We start from the raw sequence: 15,649 nt of genomic DNA on the forward strand, positions 1-15,649 counted from the left end.
TCATTCCGGGGCGATGCGTAGCATCGAACCCGGAATCTCGAGATTCCGGGTTCGCCCTGCGGGCGCCCCGGAATGACCGAAGGAAGGCAGGCTGTGAACAGCGCGCATAATCCTGACAAACCTAACTTTTCGGTTCGCCGCACCTATATCCCTAATCCCAGCCCGACTCACTTTGGATTGCGCTAGACACATCCCATGCGCTTCACGCCTCAATTCCTCGACGAGCTTCGTGCCCGGCTTTCGGTCTCCGAAGTCGTGGGCAAGCGCGTGAAGCTGAAGAAGGCGGGGCGGGAGTGGAAGGGGCTGTCGCCGTTCCAGCAGGAGAAGACGCCGTCCTTCTACGTCAACGACCAGAAGGGTTTTTACCACGACTTCTCCTCCGGCAAGCACGGCGACATCATCAGCTTCGTGATGGAGACCGACGGCCTGCCGTTCGCGGAGGCTGTGGAGCGGCTCGCCGGCATGGCCGGCCTGGCGCTGCCGGCGGTGACGCCGGATGCGGCCCGGCAGGAGCAGCGCCGCCGCACGCTGCATGACGTCATGGACCTCGCCGCGACCCATTTCGCGGAGACGCTGGCCTCGCGCTTAGGCGCCAAGGCGCGCGGCTATCTCGCCGACCGCGCCATCTCGCCGGCGACGCAATTGCAGTTCCGCCTCGGCTATGCCTCGCCCGATCGCTTCGCGTTGAAGGAGCACCTTGGCAAGCTCGGCGTCTCCGTCGACGACATGGTCGAGACTGGCCTGCTCGTGGCCGGCAACGACATTCCCGTGCCTTACGACCGCTTCCGCGATCGCGTGATGTTTCCGATCACGGATCTCCGAGGCCGCGTCATCGCCTTCGGCGGACGCGCGCTGGAGAAGGACGTTCCGGCCAAATACCTGAACTCGCCGGAGACGCCGCTCTTCCACAAGGGCGACAACCTCTACAACCACCAGACCGCGCGCAAAGCCACGCATGACGGTGCGCCGCTGATCGTGGTCGAAGGCTATGTCGACGTCATCGCCATGGTCACCACGGGTTTTGCCGGCAGCGTCGCGCCGCTCGGCACCGCGCTCACCGAGAGCCAGCTCGGGCTGCTCTGGAAGATGGCGGACGAGCCGATCCTCTGCTTCGACGGCGACCGCGCCGGTCAGAAGGCGGCCTATCGCGCCGCGGATCTTGCGCTGCCATTCCTCGCGCCCGGCAAGAGCCTGCGTTTCGCGCTGCTGCCGGAAGGGCAGGACCCCGACGATCTCGCGCGCTCCGGCGGGCGCGGCGCGATCGAGGAGGTGATTGGAGCTGCCCGCCCGCTCGCCGACATGATCTGGTCGCGCGAGCTTGAAGGCGGCAATTTCGCCACGCCCGAGCGCCGCGCCGCGCTGGAGGCGCGCATCAAGGAGCTGACGAACGGCATCCGCGACGAGGTGGTGCGGCGCTATTACCGCGACGAGTTCGCCGAGCGGCTGCAGCGCACCTTCGCCCCCGACGGCGGCCGCGGTGGCTTCAATGGCCGGGGCAATTTCCGTCAAAGCCAAGGCGGTGGCGGCCGCCCATTCCAGCCCAGGGGCGGAGCGGCGAATCGATTCGGCGGCCAGGGCTTCAGAGGCGGCGGCCGCGGCGCGTTCGCCCCCACCCCGCTACCATCAGGCCCCTACCAGGCAGCCAGCCCCCAGCTGGCGGCAAGCCCGATCATGAAGGGCCAGCGCAGCGCCATCTCCCGCCGGGAGGCCCTGATCCTGCAATGCCTGATCAACCACCCCTGGCTGCTGCATGACCACCTCGAGGAGGTCGCGGCCCTGGAGCTGGCCCATCCCGAGGCCCACAAGCTCAGGGCGGGCATCATCGCCGCCTTCGCCAACGACCATCACCATTCGCCCGACCCCGAGGAGCAGGCCGAGAAAATGCGGTCGGACCTCGCGAAGGGTGGATTTTCGCAAGTCCTTCAAAGGGTTGAGAACGGCATCACGACCGCCGCGGTGTGGGGCGCGCGCGAGGGCGCGGCGCGGGACGACGTTCTTGCCACATGGCATCAGCTGGTTGCCTTGCATCGGCAATGGCATTCACTACTTAGGGAGCTGAAGGACGCCGAGCTGGCCTTGGGGGAAGACCCCAGCGAGGCCAATTTGGCGTGGCTGCGTGACGTCAAGGCTCGGATAGGTGAAGTCGACGGTACCGAAGCCCTGATCGAGGGTTTTGGCGAGCTGTCGGGTCGGTTCCAGAAGAGCATGTGATGAAAAGAATCATGCGGACGGCCGGTGCCGGAACCGCTAAAAGACTCGCCAAATCCAAGGTTTGGCGGCAAAAACAGGGTTAATCGAGGCTTAACGGTCTTGTAGCACTTTGGCCATTAGGCGGCCGCAGGCAGAACAGACGCGTCAGGAATGAATCCGCGCAATCGCTGTTGGCACTACACCTGCATCCGCTGCGACAAAGAGGCTGACGAAGCGTTAGGCAATTCCGGCGAGAGAGAGTTGGGGGTGGCGAGAGACATGTGCGCCGCCCTTTCCGTGTCGAGAGCTGCCGAAGCGAGAGCGTCGAGCAACAGGTTCATGTGAATTCAGGCAGGCGCTGCGAAGCGCCTCGCGTGAAGCGCGTTTAGGAGCAATGGATGGCCACCAAGGCAAAGACGCTGCAGGCGAAGGACAAGGAAAAAGACGACAAGGCAGCGGACGCGCCGGAGAAGGACTCCCAGGACGCGCCGTCGCCCTTGCTCGACCTGTCCGACGCCGCCGTGAAGAAGATGATCAAGCAGGCCAAGAAGCGCGGCTTCGTGACCTTCGATCAGCTCAACGAAGTCTTGCCGTCGGACCAGACCTCGCCCGAACAGATCGAGGACATCATGTCGATGCTCTCGGACATGGGCATCAACGTCACCGAAGCCGACGACACCGAAGGCGAGGAAGAGAAGGACGAGGGCGAGGACGAGACCGACAACGAGCTCGTCGAGGTCACCCAGAAGGCCGTCACCGAGGTCAAGAAGAGCGAGCCGGGCGAGCGCACCGACGATCCCGTGCGCATGTATCTGCGCGAGATGGGCACGGTCGAGCTGCTCTCCCGCGAAGGCGAAATCGCGATCGCCAAGCGCATCGAGGCCGGCCGCGAGGCCATGATCGCGGGGCTGTGCGAAAGCCCGCTGACCTTCCAGGCCATCATCATCTGGCGCGACGAGCTCAACGAGGGCAAGATCTTCCTCCGCGACATCATCGATCTCGAAGCCACTTATGCCGGCCCCGACGCCAAGGCCGGCATGAACAATGCGATGATCGCCGGCCCCACCGGCGAGGCCGGCGAAGCCACGGCTGAAGGTGGTGATGTCGCCTCCGTTGCCGCGCCCGCGCATGTCGCCCCGCCGGCCGCGCCGCCGGCGCCGACCCCGTTCCGTGCCGCCGCTGCACCCGGTGCCGCCGAAGCCGAGGAGAAGGATCCGGCCGAGGCCGCCGCCGAATCCGACATCGACGACGACGAGTTCGAGAACCAGATGTCGCTCGCGGCGATCGAGGCCGAGCTCAAGCCGAAGGTGGTCGAGATCTTCGACAAGATCGCCGACAGCTACAAGAAGCTGCGCAAGCTTCAGGAGCAGGACATCCAGAACCAGCTCCAGAACGAGTCGCTCTCGCCGCACCAGGAGCGCAAGTACAAGAAGCTGAAGGACGAGATCATCGTCGAGGTGAAGTCGCTGCGCCTCAACCAGGCGCGTATCGACTCACTCGTCGAGCAGCTTTACGACATCAACAAGCGCCTCGTCTCGCATGAGGGCCGATTGATGCGCCTTGCCGACAGCCACGGCGTCGCGCGCGAGGACTTCCTGCGCAATTACACCGGCTCGGAGCTCGATCCGCGCTGGCTCAACCGCGTCTCGAAACTTTCCGCAAAGGGCTGGAAGAACTTCGTCCATCACGAGAAGGACCGCATCAAGGACCTCCGTCACGAGGTGCATCAGCTCGCCGCCCTGACCGGCCTCGAGATCGTCGAGTTCCGCAAGATCGTGCATTCCGTGCAGAAGGGCGAGCGCGAGGCTCGCCAGGCCAAGAAGGAGATGGTGGAAGCCAACCTCCGTCTGGTGATCTCGATCGCCAAGAAATACACCAACCGCGGCCTGCAGTTCCTCGACCTGATCCAGGAAGGCAACATCGGCCTGATGAAGGCGGTCGACAAGTTCGAGTACCGCCGCGGCTACAAGTTCTCGACCTACGCCACGTGGTGGATCCGGCAGGCGATCACGCGCTCGATCGCCGACCAGGCCCGCACCATCCGCATCCCCGTGCACATGATCGAGACGATCAACAAGATCGTGCGCACGTCCCGCCAGATGCTCAACGAGATCGGCCGCGAGCCGACCCCGGAAGAGCTCGCCGAGAAGCTCGGCATGCCCCTGGAGAAGGTCCGCAAGGTCCTCAAGATCGCCAAGGAGCCGCTCTCGCTCGAAACCCCGGTCGGTGACGAAGAGGATTCGCATCTCGGCGATTTCATCGAGGACAAGAACGCGATCCTGCCGATCGACGCCGCGATCCAGTCCAACCTGCGCGAGACCACCACGCGCGTGCTGGCCTCGCTCACCCCGCGCGAAGAACGCGTCCTGCGCATGCGCTTCGGCATCGGCATGAACACCGACCACACGCTGGAAGAAGTCGGCCAGCAGTTCAGCGTGACGCGCGAGCGTATCCGCCAGATCGAGGCAAAGGCGCTAAGGAAGTTGAAGCATCCGTCAAGGAGCAGGAAGCTGCGGAGCTTCTTGGATAATTGATTGAAGACGGCGATCGAAAGCAAAACGGCGGGCCTTGGCCCGCCGTTTTGTCTTGTCGTCATTGTGAGCGCAGCGACGCAATCCAGAGTCTTTCCGCGGAAGCGATTCTGGATTGCTTCGCTGCGCTCGCAATGACGTGGCGATTGGAGGCCTACTTCTTCTTCGCCCCGACCCGTTCGAGCCGCTTGATCTCCAGCGTCGGCTTGCCGCTCTTCTCCGCGATCTCGCGGTCCTGTTCCATGATGAAGCCGCGCGCGGGTTCGTCGCCGTCGAGGCCGCCGAGCAGTTCTGCGGGCACGCGGCGGTTGGAGCGTTGGGAATCGTCTTCATAGACGACGTTGAAAAAGGCAAATTCGCCTTTGGGATTGGTTCCGGGTTTCTTGGCCATGGCGGCTTGTCGTCGATAGAAGCGCCGTAGTCAAATGACTTTGCGCGCCTGCGGGGTCTGTGCGGAGCGGTGGCCGCGGACCCGCTGCATCGGAGAGCCCAGTCTCATGAACGCTTCTCACGAACGCTCGCCTCAATAAACGGCGGGCCGGGCCCGCCGTTTATCTCGGGTCTTCAGTGTCGCCTGGGGCTGGCGGGGCGACAACCTAAAATAGAAGGCTATAGAAGACGCTCTGCGATGGCAAGGCAAATCAGGACGGCGTCGATGTCGCAGCGAGTCGCATCAGATATGCGTTGGCTGCGATGTGCGATGTGGCGCCCCATCGAAGCAATTGCTTGGACTGTCAAACCACTTTGTTCATCTTCGCGCCCTCTCGCCGCACGCATGTGGGTCGCGCTGTTGTCGGAAGCTGCGCTGGCCTGCATGTTCCTCCCGCTTGCGTGCAGATGACGTGATCGACGCACGAAGCGAGTTCCATCGCGCACATATCTCATTGCGTGCGCCTGCGCTGCGCCACCTCCTGCACGGCGAGTCGCGATCCGTGTCCGCCGCCGCCTTTGCCGCTGTCCTCTTTCCGCCCCTGCGCCATGATCGCGCTGCCCATCGCAGCCGAGCCGAAGGTGATGAGGAAGGAGGCCAGCAGCAGCGCCAGCGCGATGCCGGGCGAACGATCGGCGAAGATCAGCTCGCGCAGATGTCCGGGATTGAGCCAGAGCAGGCCGCCGACGAGAAGCGCCGCGGCGCAGGCCCCGATCGCGAGGTTGATGGCGAGCAGGCGGAACAAGGGGATGCGGAGCAGGGAGCGGATTGGTTGAGGCTGCTGGTGGTGGGGCATGGGTGATTGCTTCATGCTGGCTGAAAACGGCGATCGCGCGACGCTAGCAGCGATATCATAGCGGCAACTCTCTCGTCCGTCATTCCGGGGCGCGACGAAGTCGCGAGCTATGGTGCGCAATTGCGCACCTGAGCATCCATTCATCCACCATCTCTGCCGCCCGATGGATTCCGGGCTCGCGCTGCGCGCGCCCCGGAATGACGAGGGGAGAGTATCGCCTCACCTCACGCCGCCGGCGCAGCCCGGCCGGCGGCCGCGCGCTGCTGCGCTGCGTGCTGGCGTTCCATCATGGTCTGCCACAGCGTTGCGATGCTCGTTTGCGTCTGCGGTGCGATCAGGCAATGGCCTTCATTGTCGAAGCCGCAGAACCGCACGAGAGGATCCTTCCTCACCTCGATCAGCGCCTGGTTGATCATCTCGAGGCAGGTGATGACCTCGCCGACTTCGTGCAGGCGGGTGTGATGCAGGATGTCCATCAGGCGGAACGTCATCACCGCGGGCTGGCCGAAGCTGATGCCGGGACGGCCGAGCTCGAGTAGCACGTTGACCGCCGGCAGCACGCCCCTGATGTGCTCGAGCACGCCGGCGACGTCCTCCACGCTGCAGGCGACGAGATGGGACGCCTGGGGCGGGATGGTTACGGGCGCGCGCGGCGCAAGCCCGAGCGAGCTGATCACCTCCTGCTCGATCCATTGCCGCACCGCTGCGGGCGCATTGCGGATCTGCTCGGCGGTCAGGGTAATTCCGGTCATGGGCGCGTCTCCTGGGCGGGCGCTGCTGTCTGCCGCAATCTAGGAAAGATAGCGTGAGACAGTTTGATGCGGATCAAGCTTGCTGCTTTGACGCTCGCTGCTTTCCCGGGCATGATCCGCGCACTGCTTCGCGCCAGGTTTTGGGGGATTGCTCCATATGCTGAGACTGCTTCTCGCCGCCGCGTCGGTGCTGTGTCTGGCCGGCGGCTCGGCGCAGGCCGCGCGCTGCGGCGGCGACTTCAACGCCTTCGTCGCGGCGATGGCGCAGGAGGCCCAGGCGGCCGGCGTCTCGGCGAGCGTGACCAACGCGGCGCTCAGCGGCGTGACTCCCGATGCTGCGGTGCTCGCCTTCGACCGCCGCCAGCGCTACACCTTCAACAAGAGCTTTGAGCAATACGTCTCGACCCGCGTCGGCCCGGGCCGCATCAATGGCGGCCGCGCGCTGCTGCAGCGCCACGCTGCGCTGCTCTCGCGCATCGAGCAGCAGTTCGGCGTGCCGCGCTACATCCTGGTCGCGATCTGGGGCCTGGAGAGCGATTTCGGCAAGGGCGACATCGGCAAGATGCCGGTGGTCCGCACGCTGGCGACGCTGGCGCATGATTGCCGCCGCACCGATTTGTTCCAGGGCGAGCTGCTCGCCGCGCTGAAGATCGTGCAGCGCGGCGACCTGCCGCTGCGCGACCTCATCGGCGCCTTTGCCGGCGAGATCGGCCAGACCCAGTTCCTGCCGTCGTCCTACATCAAGTACGGCGTCGATTTCGACGGCGACGGCCATGTCGACCTCCGCCGCAGCGTCCCCGACGTGCTCGCCTCGACCGCGAACCTCCTGCACACGAGCGGCTTCAAGATGGGCCAGCCCTACGGCGAGGGCACCGCCAATTTCGAGGCGATGCGCGAGTGGAACAGGGCGGTGGTGTATCGCAAGACGATCGGCTATTTCGCGGACCGGCTGGCGGGGCAGTGAGGGCGCTGAACTCGTAGGGTGGGCAAAGGCGCACTTGCGCCGTGCCCACCATCTCGTGTCGTCGTAAGAAGTCGTGGGCACGCTTTCGCTTTGCCCACCCTACGACAGCGGAGTGCAGGTGTCGCCATCGCGTCCCTGACCTCACGTCCCCTTCGCCATCCTCTCCAGCTTCCGTTGCAGCGGCGCCCAATAGGTGCCCGGACGGAAGCGCTGCAGCAGGTCCATGAAGCGGGCGTCGTTGCCGATCAGGATGCGCGGCGCGTTGCTCTCGATGCCCTTGATGATGCGCAGCGCGGCGTCCTTCGGCGTGGTCCTGGCCGCGTTCTCGAACCGCTCGATCGACTGCGCACGGCGGGCATTGTCGGTGACGCCGACGCCGGTGCGGGAATTGCGCGCGATCGCGGTGGCGACGCCGCCGGGATGCACGACCGACAGCCTGACCGGGCTGCCCGCGACGCTGAGCTCATGCCGCACGCTCTCGGAAAAGCCGCGCACCGCGAATTTCGCCGCCGCATAGGCCGATTGTCCGGGCGGGGCGATGATGCCGAAGATCGAGGAGAGGTTGACGATATGCGCCTCGCTCCTGGTCTTCAGATGCGGCAGGAAGGCGCGCGTGCCGTGCACCACGCCCCAGAAATTGATGTCGAACAGCCAGTCCATCTGCGTCTGGTCGATCTCCTCGAACAAGCCCATCAGCGCCACCCCGGCATTGTTGACGACGATGCCGAGCTCCGGATGCGCGGAAATCGCCTCGGCTGCGAACTGTGCGATATCGGCGGGCTCTCCGACGTCGACGCGATGGACGCTGACCTTGCGGCCGCGCCCGATCTCCGCAGCAACCGTCTTCAGCCCGGCCTCGTCGCGATCGGCGAGCGCGAGATCGCAGCCGCGCCGCGCAAGCTCGATGGCCAGCGCCCGGCCGATGCCGCTGGCCGCTCCCGTGATGGCGGCGGCGCCGCAAATTGCTGTCATGATGTTCCCCGTCGATCTCCCGCAGATGGAACTATGCTTTACATTTTTTCATAATGGAACCGAACTCGACGCGAATTTTCTCCTTAACATACGTTACGCAAGCGAGCATTGGAGACGCCGATGGGACAAGCGCAACCATTCCCCGCCACCGCGCTGATCGTGGAAGACGACGTCATGCAACGCGAGATGCTGTGTCTTCTGCTGGAAGAGAGCGGCTACCAGGTGATCCAATGCGAGAGCGCCGAGGCCGCCGAGCGCGTGCTCGAGAAGAGCGCCGGCGCGCTCTGCCTGATGATGACCGACGTGCAGCTTGCCGGCCGCATGAACGGGGTCGAGCTCGCCCATGTCGCCAAGGACCGCAATCCCAGGCTCGACGTCGTCGTCACCTCCGGCCGCCCGCTGATGCAGCCCTTGCCCCAGGGTGCGAAGTTCTGGGCCAAACCCTGGGCGCCGCTCGACGTGCTGCGCGAAGCCGAACTCGCGCAGCTGTCCTGACCCTCCTCGACCCGTCATCCTGAGGTGCGCGCGCTGCGGCGCGATAGCGCCGTGGCGCAAGCCTCGAAGGATGCGCGGCCCCGATGCAGCCGGGCCGTCGCCCTTCGAGGCTTGCTCTGCAGCGCTGCGCGCAGTAGAGCGCGCACCTCAGGGTGACGGTGTCAAAATTGCTTTGTTTGCGGGACAGGACAGTTCTCAGCCCGCGTTCTTGAGGTCGAGACCTCGCTTTCTCACCCCGAGGCGGGCTGCTAAGGTCCGGCTATGTCCTGGTCCTTCCTGCTCACCTCGCTCATCGTCGTCGCCTCGCCCGGCACCGGCGTGCTCTACACGCTGGCTGCGGCGCTGACGCGCGGCTCGCGCGCCAGCCTCGCCGCCGCCTTCGGTTGCACGCTCGGGATCGTGCCGCATATGTGTGCCGCGATGCTGGGGCTCGCCGCCGTGCTCCACACCAGCGCGCTCGCCTTCGCCGCGCTGAAATGGGGCGGCGTCGCCTATCTGCTCTACATGTCCTGGCAGGCGTTGCGTGAGAGCGGGGCACTTTCTGTCGAGGCGGGCATCCGTGAGCGTTCGAGCGGCCGCGTCGTCGTCACCGGCTTTCTGATCAACATCCTCAATCCCAAGCTGTCGATCTTCTTCCTCGCCTTCCTGCCGCAGTTCATCGCCGCGGACGAGGCCCATGTGCTGGCGCGCATGCTGGAATTGAGCGGCGCCTTCATGGCGATGACCTTCGCGGTGTTCGTCGTCTACGGCCTCTGCGCCGCCTCGGTGCGCGAGCGCGTCATCTCCCGCCCGCGCGTCATGGCCTGGCTGCGCCGCAGCTTCGCCGCCGGTTTTGCCGCACTCGGCGCCAAGCTGGCGTTTGCGGAGCGGTAGCCCTCCGGCCAAACAAAAAGCGGGCTCGCGCCCGCCACATCAAAAACCTTCAACCCGACCCGACGCCCGGGCGGAGCGAGGCTCCACCCGGGCAAAGAACAAGCCTCGTTACTTCTTCTTCGCCTTCTTGGCCTTCTTCGCCTTCTTCTTCGTCGCCTTCTTCGCTTTCTTAGCCATAGGATCCTCTTAAGGGTTAATGGTGAAACGCGACACGAGGGATGCTCGGCGGAGGGCCAGCCTCGCAACATCCTCGACGACAAACTCAGCAGATTCGCAGCTCTCTGCCCCGCGCTGTCACATCCATGTCATCGCGTTATCCACAGCTCAGATGCATTTTCAGGTGATTTTGCCGCGCGAATCCGCTTCGCGGCCCCGCCGCGGCGCGGCCCACGCGTCTGCGGCAGGGCTTGATTAACGATGCCGGAGGCCGCTCGCGGGATTCATCAATCCAAAACCAACGCCGGAGTTTGCGCGATTGCGGTGAGACTCCATTAAGCGCGTCGCGCGCATGATCCTCCGCAAGAACACGGGGGCGGGTATGTACGGACGTTTGCCAAACGAAGAGGGCGGGACCATGCGCGTCCCGCAGTCGCCATGCTGAGCGTGCCGACACTCTGGACCGTCATCGTCATCAACTTCCTGGCGCTGGGCATGGTGTGGGCCTATGTGGCGCGCGCCTATCCCAAATTCGAGGCGGCGCGGTACTGGACGGCGGCCGCGGTGCTGGCCGCATCGGGCGCGGCGATCTCAATGCTGCGCGACGTGATGGACCCGCGCCTTCCGCTGATCGGCGGCGGCGGCATCATGATCTTTTCGTCCTGGCTCGCCTGCATGGGTGTGGCGCGGTTCTATCACCGGCCGGTATCCTGGCCGGCCGCCATCGTCAGTTCGCTGCTCTGCACCGCCGGGCTCGCGTTCTTCCTGGTCGTCGTCGACAACATGCCGATGCGGGTCGTGATCTACTCGCTGGGCCAATCGACCCCGATCCTGCTGACGCTGCCGCTGCTGATCGGCGAGCAGAACGGCCGGGAGAACCCCGGCGCCCGGCTCGCTGCGATCGTGGGATTTCTGTTGCTGTCGATTCACGCCGTCCGCTCCGGCGCGGCGCTGCTCGGCTATGGCGGCGCCATCACGGCGATCAACTTCAACGGCTTGCAGTCCATCATGATCCTGCTCCTGGTGTTTCTGGCCATGGGCTGGAATTTCGCCTGCCTGCTGATGGCGATCGAGCGGTTGCGCAACGAGGTCGCCGACCTCGCGCTGCTCGACGATCTCACCGGCGTCGCCAACCGGCGGCATCTGTTGCAGCGCCTGACCGAGGAATGCGCCCGCTCCGAGCGCAGTCATCGGCCGTTCGCGCTACTGGTGATCGATCTCGACGGCTTCAAGACCATCAACGACACCCACGGCCATGCCGCCGGCGATGCCTGCCTGAAGCACTTCACCCTGATGGCGCAGACGCGGCTTCGGCCCGGCGACATGCTGGCCCGCACCGGCGGGGACGAGTTCTGCGTCGTGCTGCCATCCTCGTCCCTGCGCGAGGCCGCGGTGATCGCCCGCCGCGTGCTCGAGGTCTGCCGCCAGGATGCCGAGGCCTGCACCGGCAACGACATCCCGATCGCGATCTCGATCGGCGTCGCGCAGTGGGATCACGGCATCGGCGCCTTCCCGGACCGCCTGATGGCCAATGCCGACCACGCGCTCTACGCCGCCAAGAAGAACGGCAAGAACGACTTTGCCGTCTACGATCCGGCGCCGCCGCTGTCGCCCGAGCCGACCGGCTCGCGCGAGGCTTCGCGCTATTTCGCCTGAGGCCGTGCTAGATTGCGGTCCCCGTCGGACCCGCATGATGATTGCTCGCCTGCTCGCGGCCGCTCTCGCCGCTCTCTGTCTGATCGTCCCCGCCAATGCCGAGGACGCCGAACCGACAAAACTCGCGCGCGCCTCCGGCACGCCCGAGATTCCCGGCCTGAAGATTGTCTGGCTGGCGCCGTGGGGTGACGTCCGCGACGCAAGGCCCTGGCGCAACATCATCGTGCACCAGACCGAAGGGCCGGCGGGCTCGGCGCGCGGCGGCGCGCAGGCGCAGGCGAAGGCCCCGACGCGCCGCGGCGTCACGGTGTGGGTCGAGACCGACGGCACGGTCTATTGGGCGGTCGCCGAAAACATGGTGCCGACCCATGGCGACGGCGCCAACCGCAACGACAACAAGTACATCGACAACCGCTCGACCTATCGCCAGGTCGTGCGCGACAATTCGATCGGCGTCGAGTTCGCCGGCAATTATCCCGACGTCGCCGCAGGTCCGACCGAGGCGCAGGTCGCGGCGTGGAAGATCCTGGTGAAGGTGCTGCGCACGCGCTACGACATTCCCCTCGACCGCGTCTATGCGCACAACTGGATCGACTACAAGGACGCGCGCTATTGCGAAGGCTGCTGGCTCGCGACCCTGGCGCGGATGTGGGGGGAGTGACGGCGGAGCTCACACCGCCTGCGACATCCAGCCGAACAGCCGCGCCATCAGTCCCGGCCGGCGTGGCAACTCCGGCTCGTCCACGGCCAGAACGCGCTTCAAGAAGTAATCCAGGAACACCATGTCGTTCGGCTCGGTGACGGTGAACGACTCCTCGCCGAAGAACACGCTGTAACTGTAGAAGAACGGGCCCATCAGCGGGATCGTCGCCGTGCCGGCATAATCCTTGGAGATCACGAACTCCGACGGCTCCAGGCCGTGCTCGCGCATCGCCTGCTCGACCAGCGGCAGCTTGCGGATGAACTGGGCCGAGAAGCCGCCAACGGTGGATTGCAGAATGATCGACACGGCGCTTGTCCACTCGCTGCTATCGGTCCGATCATTCTGGGTCGGTCGATTGGCAGCGCGGGTTCAAGGCGCGGGCCGGTTCTATGACGGCGAACCACAACCACCGCTGTCATCGCCCGGCTCGACCGGGCGATCCAGTATTCCAGAGGTGTGCGTTGAAGATCTCGCTGCCGCTACGGGGGCCGCGGCGTGCTGGATGCCCCGGTCAAGCCGGGGCATGACAGCGAGGGTGGGCGGGCTTCGCGTACGATGCTCATCCCCACAAACAAAAAGCCGGCGTCGCCGCCGGCTTTCTGTCTTTCGATCCGCCAATCTCTCTGTCGCGGCGAAGCCCCGCTTAATGCGCGGCTTCCAGCGCGGCCTGTTCGGCCCTTGCGATCGTGCCCTTGACCGCGGACTGCACCTTCTCGAAGGCGCGGACCTCGATCTGGCGGACGCGCTCGCGCGACACGCCGAACTCGGCGGCAAGGTCTTCCAGCGTCATCGGCTCATCGGCGAGGCGTCGGGCCTCGAAGATGCGGCGTTCGCGCGGGTTGAGCACGCCCATGGCGCCGTTCAGCGCCTCGCGGCGGTGATCGTACTCCTCGTGCTCCGCCATCATGGCTTCCTGGTTGGGCGTGTTGTCGACCAGCCAGTCCTGCCATTCGCCGGCCTCGCCGTCGTCGCGGATCGGCGCGTTGAGCGACGCGTCGCCGCCGAGGCGGCGGTTCATGTCGATCACGTCCTGATCGGTGACGCCGAGGCGCTTGGCAATGACCTTCACCTGGTCGGGGCGCAGATCGCCTTCGTCCAGCGCGTTGATCTTGCTCTTCGCCTTGCGCAGGTTGAAGAACAGCTTCTTCTGGTTCGCGGTGGTGCCCATCTTCACGAGCGACCAGGAACGCAGGATGTACTCTTGAATCGACGCCTTGATCCACCACATGGCGTAGGTGGCGAGACGGAACCCCTTCTCGGGTTCGAAACGCTTCACCGCCTGCATCAGGCCGACATTGCCTTCCGAGACGACCTCGGAGATCGGCAAGCCGTAGCCGCGATAGCCCATGGCGATCTTGGCCACGAGCCGGAGATGGCTGGTGACGAGTTGGTGCGCCGCGTCGCGATCGTCATGCTCGCGCCAACGCTTGGCGAGCATGTATTCCTGCTGGGGTTCCAGCATCGGGAATTTGCGGATCTCGGCGAGGTAGCGAGATAGGCCGGATTCTCCATTGAGGACCGGCAAAGCAGCGGTACGGGCCATAGTGCGCCCTCCAAAGGTTCAGGCCCCCGATAGCGGCGGGCCAGGCAGACGACCGCTGTGTCAAAGCCGGCCGGGCTGCGATGTTCCGCGTCGGTCATTCCAACGCAGGCGCAATATACTCCATCGGGGGGCAAAAAGGGAAGGATTGCTGACGTCACGTCCCCGTGTGGCAGCTATAACTTTTTGTAATGTAACGACTTTCTTAAAACGGCTGCGTCATAGCGCCGCTTTCAGGGTGCCCTGGAGGAGAAGCAAATCCTCCGGTAGAGGCGCCTCCCAGTGCAGTAATTCTCCCGTCCTCGGGTGCTCCAATACCAGCAGGTAAGCGTGGAGCGCCTGCCGTCCGAGCGCGGCGAGGGCGGCTTGCGACTCGGGGCCGAGCTGGTTCGCCTTGGTCTTGAAGTGCGGGCCATAGACCGCATCCCCCATCAGGGGATGGCCGATATGAGCGAGATGGACGCGGATCTGGTGGGTGCGTCCGGTCTCGAGCTCGCAGGCGAGCAGCGACGCCACGCCCTTGCCGTCGCGCCCGGCAAAGCTCTCCAGGATTTCCCAATGCGTCACCGCCTCGCGGCCGCCCTGGCGCACCGCCATCTTCTCGCGGGCATGCGGATGGCGGTCGATCGGCGCATCGACGGTGCCGCGGTGGCGGCCGGGCACGCCCCAGGCAAAGGCCATGTAGCCGCGCCGCATCTCGCCGGTGCGGCCGTGATCGGCGAACTGCGCCGACAGCGAGGCGTGGGCCATGTCGTTCTTGGCGACCACCATCAGCCCCGTGGTGTCCTTGTCGAGCCGGTGCACGATCCCGGGCCGGCGCACCCCGCCGATGCCCGAGAGCGAAGCGCCGCAATGGGCAATCAGGGCGTTGACCAGCGTGCCGGTCTCGTGGCCGGCGGCAGGATGCACCACCAGCCCCTTCGGCTTGTTGATCACGACGATGTCGTCGTCCTCGAACACGATGTCGAGGGCGATCTCCTCGCCCTTGGGCTCGGCGGGCGCCGCCTCCGGCACGTCGATTGTGATCGTATCGCCGGATGCGACGTGATAAGCGGGGTCGCGGACCGGGGCCGCCTTCAGGCTCACCGCTCCCGCCAGGATCAGGGTTTTGAGCCTTGATCGCGACAGCTCCGGCAGGCGCGCCGCCAACACGCGGTCGAGCCGGGCCGAGCCCTCGTCGCCGGCGACCACGACCTCTAACCTCTGCGCTGAACCAAGACCCTTGGGGCCAAGACTTTCCATGACGACGTCTGATACCGCTGTTCCCGAACCGACCCCCGAGCAGGCCGCGCTGTTCGCGCGGGTGCGGCGGATGATGCTGATCGCGGGGTTGACCACGGCGCTGGCGATCTGCGCCGTTTTGATCGCGGTGGGCTACCGCCTTTTCAAGTCGGAGGGAAGGGCGACCGAGCCGGCCGGCGACGTCACCGCCACCCTGCCCAAGGGCGCCAGGATCGTCTCGACCGGGGTTGCGGGCGACCGGCTCGTGGTCACGCTGGATCTCGGCGGGGTCATCGAGATCCGGACCTTCGACGCCCATAGCCTGAGGCCCGCCGGACGGCTGAAATTCGCCAATGAGCCTTAAAAGGCC

Annotated in this window: 15 protein-coding genes; 8 read left to right on the forward strand and 7 right to left on the reverse strand. The window is 65.5% G+C overall.

Annotation, left to right across the window (positions count from 1 at the left end; genetic code table 11):
* The first annotated feature begins 195 nt into the window (after positions 1-195).
* Positions 196-2,211: a DNA primase gene (gene dnaG / locus D6B98_RS22770; protein ID WP_126259147.1), complete on the forward strand. Its 2,016-nt coding sequence runs from the start codon at positions 196-198 to the stop codon at positions 2,209-2,211.
* A 377-nt stretch (positions 2,212-2,588) separates the two neighbouring features.
* Positions 2,589-4,724: an RNA polymerase sigma factor RpoD gene (gene rpoD / locus D6B98_RS22775; RefSeq protein WP_126259148.1), complete on the forward strand. Its 2,136-nt coding sequence runs from the start codon at positions 2,589-2,591 to the stop codon at positions 4,722-4,724.
* A 151-nt stretch (positions 4,725-4,875) separates the two neighbouring features.
* Here rpoD and D6B98_RS22780 read toward each other — a convergent pair whose 3' ends face one another.
* The 3 genes from D6B98_RS22780 to D6B98_RS22790 all read right to left on the reverse strand — a co-directional run bounded on the left by D6B98_RS22780 (position 4,876) and on the right by D6B98_RS22790 (position 6,699).
* The gene (locus D6B98_RS22780) at positions 4,876-5,112 is read right to left on the reverse strand and encodes a hypothetical protein (RefSeq protein WP_126259149.1); all 237 of its coding nucleotides are present in this window, start codon (positions 5,110-5,112) and stop codon (positions 4,876-4,878) included.
* Positions 5,113-5,602: 490 nt separating this feature from the next.
* A complete protein-coding gene (locus D6B98_RS22785; protein ID WP_126259150.1) occupies positions 5,603-5,947 on the reverse strand; it encodes a hypothetical protein in 345 nt (114 codons plus the stop codon).
* Between the two features lie 224 nt (positions 5,948-6,171).
* Positions 6,172-6,699, reverse strand: coding sequence for a hypothetical protein (locus D6B98_RS22790; RefSeq protein WP_126259151.1), 528 nt, complete (start codon positions 6,697-6,699; stop codon positions 6,172-6,174).
* 157 nt (positions 6,700-6,856) lie between these two features.
* Here D6B98_RS22790 and D6B98_RS22795 point away from each other — a divergent pair, with 157 nt between their 5' ends.
* Positions 6,857-7,663, forward strand: coding sequence for a lytic murein transglycosylase (locus D6B98_RS22795; RefSeq protein ID WP_126259152.1), 807 nt, complete (start codon positions 6,857-6,859; stop codon positions 7,661-7,663).
* A gap of 141 nt (positions 7,664-7,804) precedes the next feature.
* On the opposite strand, the gene D6B98_RS22800 is transcribed toward D6B98_RS22795, so the two are convergent.
* Positions 7,805-8,635, reverse strand: a complete 831-nt coding sequence (locus tag D6B98_RS22800; RefSeq protein WP_126259153.1) for an SDR family NAD(P)-dependent oxidoreductase — start codon at positions 8,633-8,635, stop codon at positions 7,805-7,807.
* Between the two features lie 120 nt (positions 8,636-8,755).
* Between D6B98_RS22800 and D6B98_RS22805 the strand changes: the two genes are divergently transcribed.
* The 4 genes from D6B98_RS22805 to D6B98_RS22820 all read left to right on the forward strand — a co-directional run bounded on the left by D6B98_RS22805 (position 8,756) and on the right by D6B98_RS22820 (position 12,476).
* Complete coding sequence (locus D6B98_RS22805) at positions 8,756-9,130, forward strand: response regulator (protein ID WP_126259154.1); 375 nt, start codon at positions 8,756-8,758, stop codon at positions 9,128-9,130.
* A 261-nt stretch (positions 9,131-9,391) separates the two neighbouring features.
* On the forward strand, positions 9,392-10,003 hold the full coding sequence (locus tag D6B98_RS22810) for a LysE family translocator (RefSeq protein ID WP_126259155.1): 612 nt from the start codon (positions 9,392-9,394) through the stop codon (positions 10,001-10,003).
* Positions 10,004-10,597: 594 nt separating this feature from the next.
* Entirely contained in the window at positions 10,598-11,815 is a 1,218-nt protein-coding gene (locus D6B98_RS22815) for a GGDEF domain-containing protein (protein ID WP_126259156.1), read from the forward strand.
* 34 nt (positions 11,816-11,849) lie between these two features.
* Complete coding sequence (locus D6B98_RS22820) at positions 11,850-12,476, forward strand: peptidoglycan recognition protein family protein (protein ID WP_126259157.1); 627 nt, start codon at positions 11,850-11,852, stop codon at positions 12,474-12,476.
* Between the two features lie 9 nt (positions 12,477-12,485).
* On the opposite strand, the gene D6B98_RS22825 is transcribed toward D6B98_RS22820, so the two are convergent.
* The 3 genes from D6B98_RS22825 to D6B98_RS22835 form a co-directional block, all read right to left on the reverse strand.
* On the reverse strand, positions 12,486-12,824 hold the full coding sequence (locus tag D6B98_RS22825; protein ID WP_126259158.1) for a hypothetical protein: 339 nt from the start codon (positions 12,822-12,824) through the stop codon (positions 12,486-12,488).
* A gap of 337 nt (positions 12,825-13,161) precedes the next feature.
* The gene (gene rpoH / locus D6B98_RS22830) at positions 13,162-14,061 is read right to left on the reverse strand and encodes an RNA polymerase sigma factor RpoH (RefSeq protein ID WP_126259159.1); all 900 of its coding nucleotides are present in this window, start codon (positions 14,059-14,061) and stop codon (positions 13,162-13,164) included.
* 216 nt (positions 14,062-14,277) lie between these two features.
* A complete protein-coding gene (locus D6B98_RS22835) occupies positions 14,278-15,408 on the reverse strand; it encodes an RluA family pseudouridine synthase (RefSeq protein WP_502699919.1) in 1,131 nt (376 codons plus the stop codon).
* Here D6B98_RS22835 and D6B98_RS22840 point away from each other — a divergent pair.
* A complete protein-coding gene (locus D6B98_RS22840; RefSeq protein ID WP_126259161.1) occupies positions 15,299-15,643 on the forward strand; it encodes a hypothetical protein in 345 nt (114 codons plus the stop codon). The genes D6B98_RS22835 and D6B98_RS22840 overlap by 110 nt on opposite strands.
* Positions 15,644-15,649 lie beyond the last annotated feature (6 nt).

The organism is Bradyrhizobium sp. LVM 105, assembly GCF_003957705.1.
Classification (GTDB): domain Bacteria; phylum Pseudomonadota; class Alphaproteobacteria; order Rhizobiales; family Xanthobacteraceae; genus Bradyrhizobium; species Bradyrhizobium frederickii.

Excerpts from the sequence above, each read along its gene's own strand:
- dnaG (WP_126259147.1), top strand. The coding sequence starts at position 196 with ATGCGCTTCACGCCTCAATTCCTCGACGAGCTTCGTGCCCGGCTTTCG.
- rpoD (WP_126259148.1), top strand. The coding sequence starts at position 2,589 with ATGGCCACCAAGGCAAAGACGCTGCAGGCGAAGGACAAGGAAAAAGAC.
- D6B98_RS22780 (WP_126259149.1), bottom strand. The coding sequence starts at position 5,112 with ATGGCCAAGAAACCCGGAACCAATCCCAAAGGCGAATTTGCCTTTTTC.
- D6B98_RS22785 (WP_126259150.1), bottom strand. The coding sequence starts at position 5,947 with ATGCCCCACCACCAGCAGCCTCAACCAATCCGCTCCCTGCTCCGCATC.
- D6B98_RS22790 (WP_126259151.1), bottom strand. The coding sequence starts at position 6,699 with ATGACCGGAATTACCCTGACCGCCGAGCAGATCCGCAATGCGCCCGCA.
- D6B98_RS22795 (WP_126259152.1), top strand. The coding sequence starts at position 6,857 with ATGCTGAGACTGCTTCTCGCCGCCGCGTCGGTGCTGTGTCTGGCCGGC.
- D6B98_RS22800 (WP_126259153.1), bottom strand. The coding sequence starts at position 8,635 with ATGACAGCAATTTGCGGCGCCGCCGCCATCACGGGAGCGGCCAGCGGC.
- D6B98_RS22805 (WP_126259154.1), top strand. The coding sequence starts at position 8,756 with ATGGGACAAGCGCAACCATTCCCCGCCACCGCGCTGATCGTGGAAGAC.
- D6B98_RS22810 (WP_126259155.1), top strand. The coding sequence starts at position 9,392 with ATGTCCTGGTCCTTCCTGCTCACCTCGCTCATCGTCGTCGCCTCGCCC.
- D6B98_RS22815 (WP_126259156.1), top strand. The coding sequence starts at position 10,598 with ATGCTGAGCGTGCCGACACTCTGGACCGTCATCGTCATCAACTTCCTG.
- D6B98_RS22820 (WP_126259157.1), top strand. The coding sequence starts at position 11,850 with ATGATGATTGCTCGCCTGCTCGCGGCCGCTCTCGCCGCTCTCTGTCTG.
- rpoH (WP_126259159.1), bottom strand. The coding sequence starts at position 14,061 with ATGGCCCGTACCGCTGCTTTGCCGGTCCTCAATGGAGAATCCGGCCTA.
- D6B98_RS22840 (WP_126259161.1), top strand. The coding sequence starts at position 15,299 with ATGACGACGTCTGATACCGCTGTTCCCGAACCGACCCCCGAGCAGGCC.